This is a genomic window from Brucella pseudintermedia, from assembly GCF_008932435.1.
Classification (GTDB): domain Bacteria; phylum Pseudomonadota; class Alphaproteobacteria; order Rhizobiales; family Rhizobiaceae; genus Brucella; species Brucella pseudintermedia.
Map to the genome: position 1 here is coordinate 45441 of NZ_WBWE01000013.1, position 9571 is coordinate 55011.

The window sequence follows — 9571 nt, forward strand, 5'->3', positions numbered from 1 at the left end:
GGATGTCAGCGTCCTGGATAGTCACCCTTTCCGGACATTCGGTACGTGCTGATGTGCGAGGAAAGAAGCTGAACCTTCTTCGCACCGCAGGCCGAGCAACGCAGTTTATGCGCAAGGTCTTTCTTGAGCGCACCATGATCTGGGCCAAGCTTCTCAATCAAGGCGTCAATATCAAGCTGCTTACTGTGGTGGCACCCGTTACAGTACGCGGTAAGCATGAACCCGTACCGTTTGCAGTCGCCCAACGTCTCGTTTGTGCAGGATACCCGCATGACAGCCTCCAAGGCTGGCTGTCTTATGCCGTGAACAATAAGAGAACAAATCACATCTTTCAGGAGGTGCGTAAATGAGCCTTCTTACACCTGAGCAGGCAGCAGAAGCGCTTTCGATATCACACCGCCAGCTGATCTATTTGACAGACGATGGCGAACTGCCGTTCATTAACATTGGTCGAGGGGCGCGGAAAATACGCCGCTACGATCCGGTCGATATCGAGGCATTTAAGAACCAACGGAAGAAAACAGAATGTCAGTCTATATCCGAAAAGACAGCAAGGACGGAACGTACACCTACGAATTCCAGATACGCGGTCGTAGATTTTCGGGCAACACTGGCAAAAAGTCGGAGCGAGAAGCGCGCCAGATAGAAAAGGCCAAGAAGAAAGAGGCTGAGCTTCAATTGGCAGAAGAAGCCTCTTTCAGCGCAGACGATCCGACATTTGAAGTCGCGGCTTCCAAATACTGGCACGAGGTCGGGCAACACCACGCCAACTCGGATAATACGCTCTGGACGTTGGACTGGTTGAGCAGCGCTATTGGTCGGAGGACGCGCCTAAGCAAGATCACAGATCGAACCGTGGCTGAGCTTGTAGCAAAGCGCCGGAACGAACTGGTTCCGAACAGGAAAACCCCGCAAAAGATATCGCCAGCTACCGTCAACCGTACAATGACGCAGCCTTTGCGAGAAATCATGCTCCGGGCTGCGAACGTCTGGCGCGTCAAAACCAATCCTATCGACTGGTCGGAACACCTGCTGAAAGAAGATGGCGAGCGCATTCGTGAGGCTTCACATGTCGAGGAAGCCCAAATCATGAGCGAGCTTGAGCGTGGTTATGATGTAGCCGTCCGCTTCGCGTTTCTAACGGGGTGCCGAAGAATGGAGATACTCGGCCTATCGTGGGATAAGGTCGATTTCTTCGGCAGGACATTCACGGTTTTGGGGAAAGGAAAGAAAGAACGCATTGTCCCCATGTCATCAGCAGTCTTTGAACTGCTCTGGGGGGAGCGCAATCATCACGAGGCAAAGGTTTTCACCTTTGTGGCAAAGCGGACATTGAAGAAGCCGGGGCTTATTCGCGGGCAACGATATCCGCTCACGGAGTCCGGTTTGAAATCAGCCATGCGCCGAGCGATAGCTGATGCGGGCGTAAAGAACTTCCGCTTCCATGACACGCGACACACGGCAGCTACCCGCGCCCTGCGCGCGAGCAATCTGAAGGTTGTTCAAAAACTGCTCGGCCACTCGGATATCAAGACGACAACCAAGTATGCCCACGCCATGGTGGAGGATATTCGTTCCGCCATGGACGCCATGAAACCGGCTGGCGACGAATCATCGATCAAGCCGAAAGAACGGAAGGCGGAATGATGTCAAAGGCAGGAGAACAGAACGAGAAACTCCGTGGGGATTTCCGTGGGACTTTTGGTGCTGAATTGTCCTGAGCCGTGCATCTGTGTGCATTTTGTTCTTTTTTGAGGTTTTAGAGCTTGCGGGAAAATCCTTTATATTCTAAGGCTTTCCCCGGCTCGGAGCGTAGCGCAGCCCGGTAGCGCACTTGACTGGGGGTCAAGGGGTCGTGGGTTCGAATCCCGCCGCTCCGACCATTTTCCTTCCCCAATCCTTTCTTTTTATAGGATCTTTCCTTTGCACGCGAAGTGCAAATCGGATTAGCTCCGCCATGGTTCGCATGGAGGAGAGCATGAAGAACGTTCTGATCACTGGTGGAAGTCGTGGTATCGGCCGCGCTACTGTTCTGCGCAGTGCAGCGCAGGGTTGGTCTGTAGCTCTGAATTACGCCGGGAACGAACAGGCCGCGCAGCAAACAGTGGCTGACGCAGTGAAGCTCGGGGCAAAGGCACTAGCTATTCAGGGCGACATATCCATCGAGCGGGACGTGGTTGCCATGTTCGACAGGGCGGAAGCCGAGCTCGGTCCATTGAAAGGCGTGGTCCTTAACGCCGGTATCGTGGCTCAGACAATGCCGCTTGCCGAAATGAACGCCGAGCGACTGAAAACCATGTTCGAGGTAAATATTTACGGCACCTATCTATGCGCCCGCGAGGCAGCGCGACGCTTGCAACCGGACAGCGCCGTCGTGATCGTTTCGTCCATGGCGTCACGTCTAGGGTCTCCTTTTGAATATGTGGATTATGCTGGAGCGAAAGGTGCCCTCGATACGCTGACTATCGGCCTGTCGAAGGAATTGGCGTCAAAAGCCATCCGGGTCAACGCGGTGCGTCCCGGCCTGATCGATACCGAAATTCATGCAAGCGGAGGCAATCCGGATCGCGCGGCGCGACTGGGCGCCGCTACCCCGGCGGGGCGGGCCGGAAAGGCGGAGGAAGTCGCAGAAGCCATTTTCTGGCTGCTCAACGACGCCCCCGCCTATGTAACCGGCACATTCATCGATGTTGCCGGCGGACGATAAGTGGCGCTGCGCTTCTATTTCTCGCGCAGCTGATAGGTTTCCGCGACGTAGCGATAACCCTCGCCTTCCCGCTTGAGATAGGCCAAGGCGGGAAATGGCATGTGATAGCCGATGAAAGGTAGCCTGTCCGTCGCGATCATGTCGAACATGCGCTTGCGGGTCTGAACAGCGGCCTCCTTGTCGATATCGAAGGAAACGTGCCATTCGGGCCGCTGCAAGGTGATGACGAAATGATTTGCCGTGTCAGAGACAAGCATGAGGGACTTGCCGCCGGTTTCGATCCTGAAAGCGAGGTGCCCCGGCGTATGGCCGTAGGCAGCCACCGAATGTATACCGGATACGACCTCGCTGTCATCTCCAAGAAACGTCATTTTGTCGGCCAGCGGCTTGACGTTTTTGGCCACCATCTCGGCAGCAGTTTTTGCCGGACTGTCAAGCCGCGCGGGGTCTGTCCAGAAATCGAACTCCTTCTGTCCGGCAGCGTATCGGGCGTTGGCGAAGGCTGGCTTGCCGCCTTCCATCAATCCGCCGATATGATCGGGGTGGAAATGGCTCAGCACAACCAGCGACACATCGTCCGTCTTGTATCCGGATGCTTCCAGCGCACTGGCCAGCCTGCCCAACCCGGCTTCGCGAGCGCCAGCCCCCATGCCGGTATCAAACAGGACAAGCTCCTTGCCTGTATTGATGAGCACCGGCGTGAAACTGTTGACGAAACGGTCAGCGGGCAGAAGATTTTCCTCCAGAAGTGCTGCGACCGCTTTCGGGTCCTGATCCACCGCGTAAGTCTTTTCGGGCGCCTCGCCCGCCCTGCGCCCATCGGAAAGCGTAGTGATTTCGAAATCACCGAACTGAAAACGATGGAAGCCCGGATTTTCTACCTGTGAAGGATTTTGCACTTTGGAACCGCCTGTTTCGGCTGCTGCCCTGGCAAGCTCCAGCGGCGACAAGGCCAGTCCGGCCCCGGCAGCAGATGCTGTAACAATAAAATTACGTCTTGAGATGGTCATCGATCGATCTCCCGGCATAATCTGTGGTTAAGAACGGTAGAATACGCGAAAATGCTCCCTGATACATGGGATGCGTGATCAAGTTCCTGTTGGGGTTCCATAAGCGCCAATTCTCTTGCCTCTCTTCGCAAGAATCACTATTTAAAACGCTGCGCGGGACGACCCGTGCCTGTGTTCGCATCGGGGACGGCCCCATAGGAGAGCGTCCTATGGCAGGCTGATGATCGAACGATATGCAATCAAGCTCATTGTTGAAGGAATGAAATCGGCGAGCAGCCGATTGGGTTCATATATTCCACACGCATCGTGGCGCTAAGGGTGCGCTGCATCCTTCGCACGTATCAACATTTCAGCGGGAGGGACGCCCTTCCCGGCTCATCAACGAACGGGACGGCCCGTTCATAACCCTCATGAGGGAATAAAATGGCATGGATTTATCTGGCCGTGGCCGGAATTCTTGAAGTTGTCTGGGCCTTTTTCATGAAAAAATCGGAAGGGTTTTCCCTTCTCACACCGAGCATCATCACCATGGTAACGATGATCGGGAGCTTCGCCCTGCTGTCAATAGCGATGCGAAGCCTCCCGCTCGGCACGGCTTATGCAATCTGGACCGGCATTGGCGCGGTCGGCGCTTTTGTGGTTGGCATCGTCATCCTCGGCGAAGCAGCCACTTTTTTCCGCATCGCAAGCGTGACATTGATCCTTGCCGGTATCATCGGATTGAAACTCTCATCAAGCTGATCCGTCCGCTTGTAAAATCAAAGGGAGGCAAAAGCCTCCCTTTGATATGATCCGAAGTCGCTCAACGCACCTGATCGAGAAGGCGCTTGCATTCGAGCAGGTCGAACAGTGCCTCCTGCAAAAGCGAGCGATTATCCTTCGAGGGCCGTTTTCCATCCGCTCCGATGGGGCCATCTTCCTCGCCCTTCAGGAGACCGAAAAGCTTGCGGGCTGGTTGCGGCGCCTTGATGCCGCTCGGCAGCGCCATCTCATTATCCGCCGCCTCTTCGGCAGCGCGCTTGTCGGCGGCAGCCTGTTTCTGGCGCGTGATTGCCTCAATGGCCTGAACATCGCCATTGCCAAGCGCGATGATAAACTGCGCGTTGTTTTCGCGAAGCAGACGCTGTACACCCTTGATGGTGTAGCCCTGATCGTAGAGCAGATGGCGAATACCCTTGAGCAACTCCACGTCAAGGGGACGATAATATCGGCGCCCCCCGCCACGCTTCATCGGCTTGATCTGGGTAAAGCGTGTTTCCCAGAAACGCAGCACATGCTGCGGAAGATCGAGATCCTCCGCTACTTCGCTGATCGTCCTGAATGCATCAGGGCTCTTGTCCATTCCACTTGCCCTTTCCAGAGGTTCGGGTTTCGCCATCGCGGCGCAACCTCGCCGATCCAGATAGTTCAACTCGCCAACGCAAATGCGTTGCTACACACAAGGCGTTTTAGCATCGGATTTTAAAGGACGGGAGTTAACAATCTCCAGCATGTAAAAGGCACAGCTCAACGTCATTCAAAACCGGACGGCGCTCAACGCAAACTCCTTCTGAAAAACGTGCCGCTTTCCAGATTGCAATTTTAGCAGAGCGATTCGCCCCGCAAAATCCATTATATAATATCAGAGCTTTATAAGCATCCCTTCACGCGAAACGGAAGGCAGCGCTGGCCGGTCCCCGGCATGAACAGCCAGCCACGCCATGGCATCCTGCGGCAAGCAAAACCAATCCCCGCCTGCGACCAAGGTCAGGCACGGAAGCAACCGCTGTGGGTTTGAGATGATGGCGCAAAAAACAAAAATGTCGCCCCTCGGACGGCATTTCAGGAACTATTTCCGGCTTTTGGCTTCGCGCTTCTGATGTTCCTGCAGAATGCGCTGCTTGAGAACGTTGGAAGCCTTGAAAGTCATTACACGGCGGGGAAGAATTGGAACCTCCTCGCCTGTTTTCGGATTACGGCCAATGCGCTCGTTCTTGTCGCGAACCTGAAATGTCGCGAAAGACGACAATTTCACAGTTTCGCCGTTGACGATAGCGTCACAGACTTCATCGAGGATCATCTCGACAAGAGCCGCCGACTCCGTTCTGGAAAGGCCTACCTTCCGGTAAACAGCCTCTGCCAGATCAGCTCGCGTGACCGTTTTACCTCCCATGACCGAACCTGCCTGGTTAGCGTTTGAACAGATAATATCCTTACGTGACAGGACGTTACACAAATAAAAGCGCAACGGTCAAGCAGCGAGTTCCCTCATTGCGGATCAAATTTATCGCTTACCAACGCAACAGAACCGCGCCCCAGGTGAATCCACCGCCCATTGCCTCCAGAAGAACGAGGTCGCCCTTCTTGATGCGGCCGTCCGCAACGGCGGTTGCGAGCGCCAGCGGAACCGACGCGGCAGAGGTGTTGCCGTGACGGTCAACGGTGATGACCACCTTGCTTTCCGCAATATTCAGCTTCTTGGCGGAGGCGTCGATAATGCGCTTGTTGGCCTGATGCGGAACGAACCAGTCGATATCTTCGGCTGTAAGACCCGTTTCATCGAAAGAGGCCTCGATAACGTCGGTTATCATGCCGACCGCGTGTTTGAAGACTTCGCGGCCTTCCATGCGCAGGTGGCCGACCGTTTGGGTCGTGGACGGACCGCCATCGACAAAAAGCTTTTCCCGGTGATTGCCGTCCGAACGCAGGTTGGCGGCAAGAACGCCACGATCCGAGGTCAGGCCATGGCCCTCGGCGGCTTCCAGTACGAGCGCGCCAGCGCCATCGCCGAAAAGAACGCAGGTCGTGCGGTCACTCCAGTCGAGAATACGCGAAAAGGTCTCCGCGCCGATGACCAGAACCCGCTTCGCCATGCCGCCGCGGATATAGAGGTCCGCCGTAGTAATGGCATAGATGAAGCCGCTGCACACGGCCTGCATGTCGAATGCAAAACCGCTGGTGATTCCAAGCTCCCGCTGGATTTCCACGGCACTGGCGGGAAAAGTGTGGTTGGGTGTGGAGGTAGCCAGCAAAACGAGATCGATATCGGTCGGCTGCAGGCCGGCATTCTCGATCGCCGCGCGCGCGGCGGCGGCGCCAAGCGAAACCGTGGTTTCGTCATCGCCTGCAATGTGCCGCTCGCGGATACCCGTGCGCTGCACGATCCATTCGTCCGAGGTTTCGACGATACCTTCGAAATCGGTATTCTTCATGACCCGCTTCGGCAATGCCGAACCGATACCCCGCACGACAGATCTTATCATCTCTTATTTCCTGTCCTTACATGCGACCGGCGCAACGAACGTTCACGCGCGCAGCCGAGAATTCTGGCCCTACACTAATCGGCAAAAGTTACTTCGCCGCTTCGGCGCCGAAAGATATTCGGCAATCCGCAAAACAATCAAATGCACTTTCTGAACGGCGTTGTCGGAATTCAAGCTTTCGCAGCCTCGCCACCATCATTCGAAACATGCGGATGACTGTGGTGGAAATGCGCCAGATCAGCCTCGATCTTTTCCAGAAGGCGGTTTCTCACCATGTCATAGCCGACTTCCACCGCCGAGCAGAAGCCTTCCGCATTCGCGCTGCCATGACTTTTGATGACAATTCCGCTCAAGCCCAGGAAAACGCCGCCATTGACCTTGTTCGGGTCCATCTTCTCACGCAGGCGGTCGAAGGCGCCCTTGGCGAAAACATAGCCGATCTTGGCAAGCAGCGTACGGCTCATGGCCTGACGCAGCAGCTCCGCCATCTGGCGCGCCGTGCCTTCCGCGGTTTTGAGTGCGATATTGCCGGTGAAACCTTCGGTCACAACCACATCCACCGTGCCCTTGCCGATATCGTTACCTTCAACGAAACCGGAATAGGCAAGTCCTTCCAGCGGGGTATCGCGCAGAATCTGGCCTGCTTCCTTGATCTCGTCGAGACCCTTGACCTCTTCAGTACCGACATTGAGAAGCCCGACAGTCGGCTTACGCACCTCGAACAATGCACGCGCCATTCCGGCGCCCATGACGGCATAGTCGACCAGCTGGCGCGCATCGGCGCCGATGGTGGCGCCAATGTCGAGCACGATGCTTTCACCGCGCAGCGTCGGCCAGATGCCGGCAATTGCCGGGCGTTCGACGTCCGACATCATGCGCAGGCAAAATTTGGACATGGCCATAAGCGCACCGGTATTGCCGGCGGAGATACACGCCTGGGCGTCGCCCGTCTTTACAGCCTCAATGGCCTGCCACATGGACGATTTGCCCCGACCGGCGCGCAGGGCCTGGCTGGGTTTGTCGTCCATGCTGATGGCAACCTCGCTCGCGCGGAACTCCGATGCGGCCTTCAGCTTCGGATAGCGTGCCAGCACCGGCTCCACTTGTGCGGGGAGACCGAAAAATATGAAGCGGATGTCAGGATGACGCTCAAGCGCCTTCGCTGCGCCGGGGATGACCACTTCAGGGCCAAAATCACCGCCCATCGCGTCAATCGAAATTTTGATCACTCTTGATTATTCCTGTGCGACCCTGCTCCTGTCCTGCCTCTGCAGCAGACAGGTTTTCGGCGAAAATAGTGCTTTTGCGTTTCCACACAACCAAATTCTGACAAACGCACTGTGAATTACGGCTTCTTCTGCCATTCCGAAAGCTTCGCAAACGGCGAAACGGGCTTCTCTTCTCCATCATCGTCCCCGAAAACCTTTGGCTCGCCGTCTTCCGGCAAGCCCGGTTTACGGGGATAGGGATCGATGGCGAGATCGAAGAATTCCTCCGCAATCGCACCCACATCGATCTTGTCACCGACAAAAACTTCCGGGCTGTCAGCACCTTCCGCATCGAGCAGCATTTCGCCTCTGTCATCAAGCTGTATCCGCGCGAGCCTGGAATTTTCCGGCACGAAGATCGTGTCGACTTCTTCGGCGATGCGGTTGGTCAGCGGCTCCAGCGTCACGACGCAGGACTGAACGATTTCCGCATCGATGCGGCCGCGCACCCGAATGCCGTCCTTTTTCCACGGCGTAATCAGAAATTCGGCAGCAAAAGCGTTCACGGCTTCAACTCCGTGATCAGTGGCAAGCGCTGCGCGCTCTTTCTCATCCGTGCCTATTTTCACCGTCACGCCCTTTTGTGGCAGGTGAAGAACCGGAACAGGATAGGTAAGCGCCGGTTTATCAGTCATTCTCATTAGCCTTTTTCAGCATTGTTCGTTGGCGCAAAGTCCATCGTCGACACGCATCTTGTCCGAAAACCGTTTCACACTTTTCGGGATGCGCTCTAAAATTTTGTTTCCATGCACGTCTTGTCCCAAAACCGGTTCCCACTTTTGGAAGACATGCTTACCCTGCATCCATATAGGAAATGTCGCCAGCCGCCAAAGCGTCGTCCGCAATTTTTTGCAGCCGGTCCCGGCATGCCAGAACATACTCACTTAAATGGTGGGCGTGCGGCCAGAATTCGAGGTCCGGGCGGATATTCCGCGTAAGAGCTGCTGCAAGCGCTTCCCCATCGTTTGCGTCCAGTGCCTCGCCATAAGCCGCAACGCGGCCATAGAACATGCGCGCGAGCTTTTTCATGCGTTTCGGCACGCCCTGATCCCCGATACCGAGTTCCCGCAGCGAATGATCGACATCCTTGAAAAACTCGTCGGCAATTTCCTGCGCGAGATCGGCAAGCGCCCTGTTTTCTCCCCTCATGCGGTGAAGCGCGAGAAAAATATGCAGGGAAAGCATTTCATAGCGGCCTAACGGCGTATCAGGCACCTGAAATTGTGCATAGAACCGCTTTTGCCGCGCCGCCGCCACGATCACCTCGTAAACGCGAAGCATAATTGCCTCGTTTGCTTTGGATTTGCGGCGGAATAGTTGGAGAATCATGTCCGTACGACCGTT

The 9571-nt window shown here is 55.8% G+C and carries 11 protein-coding genes, 1 tRNA gene and 1 pseudogene; 6 read left to right on the top strand and 7 right to left on the bottom strand.

The features are described from left to right. The first annotated feature begins 2 nt into the window (after nt 1–2). The 5 genes and pseudogenes from F9K78_RS16955 (at nt 3) to F9K78_RS16975 (ending at nt 2707) form a co-directional block, all read left to right on the top strand. Complete coding sequence (locus F9K78_RS16955; RefSeq protein WP_151682469.1) at nt 3–350, top strand: hypothetical protein; 348 nt, start codon at nt 3–5, stop codon at nt 348–350. Continuing rightward, nucleotides 347–502 (top strand): annotated as a pseudogene (locus tag F9K78_RS22130) (helix-turn-helix domain-containing protein); the annotation flags it as partial. The gene F9K78_RS16955 and the pseudogene F9K78_RS22130, both read left to right, overlap by 4 nt. A 23-nt stretch (nt 503–525) precedes the next feature. After that, the gene (locus F9K78_RS22135) at nt 526–1647 is read left to right on the top strand and encodes a tyrosine-type recombinase/integrase (protein WP_151682471.1); all 1122 of its coding nucleotides are present in this window, start codon (nt 526–528) and stop codon (nt 1645–1647) included. 159 nt (nt 1648–1806) lie between these two features. After that, a tRNA-Pro gene (locus F9K78_RS16970) sits at nt 1807–1883 on the top strand. Between the two features lie 95 nt (nt 1884–1978). Next, complete coding sequence (locus F9K78_RS16975) at nt 1979–2707, top strand: SDR family oxidoreductase (RefSeq protein ID WP_121986577.1); 729 nt, start codon at nt 1979–1981, stop codon at nt 2705–2707. A gap of 14 nt (nt 2708–2721) precedes the next feature. Here F9K78_RS16975 and F9K78_RS16980 read toward each other — a convergent pair whose 3' ends face one another. Beyond that, the gene (locus F9K78_RS16980) at nt 2722–3717 is read right to left on the bottom strand and encodes an MBL fold metallo-hydrolase (RefSeq protein WP_121986576.1); all 996 of its coding nucleotides are present in this window, start codon (nt 3715–3717) and stop codon (nt 2722–2724) included. Between the two features lie 423 nt (nt 3718–4140). Between F9K78_RS16980 and sugE the strand changes: the two genes are divergently transcribed. Then, nucleotides 4141–4458, top strand: a complete 318-nt coding sequence (gene sugE, locus F9K78_RS16985) for a quaternary ammonium compound efflux SMR transporter SugE (protein WP_121986575.1) — start codon at nt 4141–4143, stop codon at nt 4456–4458. Nucleotides 4459–4519: 61 nt separating this feature from the next. On the opposite strand, the gene F9K78_RS16990 is transcribed toward sugE, so the two are convergent. The 6 genes from F9K78_RS16990 to F9K78_RS17015 form a co-directional block, all read right to left on the bottom strand. After that, the gene (locus F9K78_RS16990; RefSeq protein ID WP_121982684.1) at nt 4520–5059 is read right to left on the bottom strand and encodes a MerR family transcriptional regulator; all 540 of its coding nucleotides are present in this window, start codon (nt 5057–5059) and stop codon (nt 4520–4522) included. A gap of 486 nt (nt 5060–5545) precedes the next feature. Further along, entirely contained in the window at nt 5546–5869 is a 324-nt protein-coding gene (locus F9K78_RS16995; RefSeq protein ID WP_104753969.1) for an integration host factor subunit alpha, read from the bottom strand. Nucleotides 5870–5987: 118 nt separating this feature from the next. Next, nucleotides 5988–6959, bottom strand: a complete 972-nt coding sequence (locus F9K78_RS17000; protein WP_121986574.1) for a beta-ketoacyl-ACP synthase III — start codon at nt 6957–6959, stop codon at nt 5988–5990. Between the two features lie 170 nt (nt 6960–7129). Further along, nucleotides 7130–8188, bottom strand: coding sequence for a phosphate acyltransferase PlsX (gene plsX / locus F9K78_RS17005; RefSeq protein ID WP_121982686.1), 1059 nt, complete (start codon nt 8186–8188; stop codon nt 7130–7132). 116 nt (nt 8189–8304) lie between these two features. After that, the gene (locus tag F9K78_RS17010; RefSeq protein WP_121986603.1) at nt 8305–8862 is read right to left on the bottom strand and encodes a YceD family protein; all 558 of its coding nucleotides are present in this window, start codon (nt 8860–8862) and stop codon (nt 8305–8307) included. A gap of 157 nt (nt 8863–9019) precedes the next feature. After that, nucleotides 9020–9556, bottom strand: coding sequence for a ubiquinol-cytochrome C chaperone family protein (locus F9K78_RS17015; protein ID WP_121986573.1), 537 nt, complete (start codon nt 9554–9556; stop codon nt 9020–9022). Between the last annotated feature and the right edge of the window lie 15 nt (nt 9557–9571).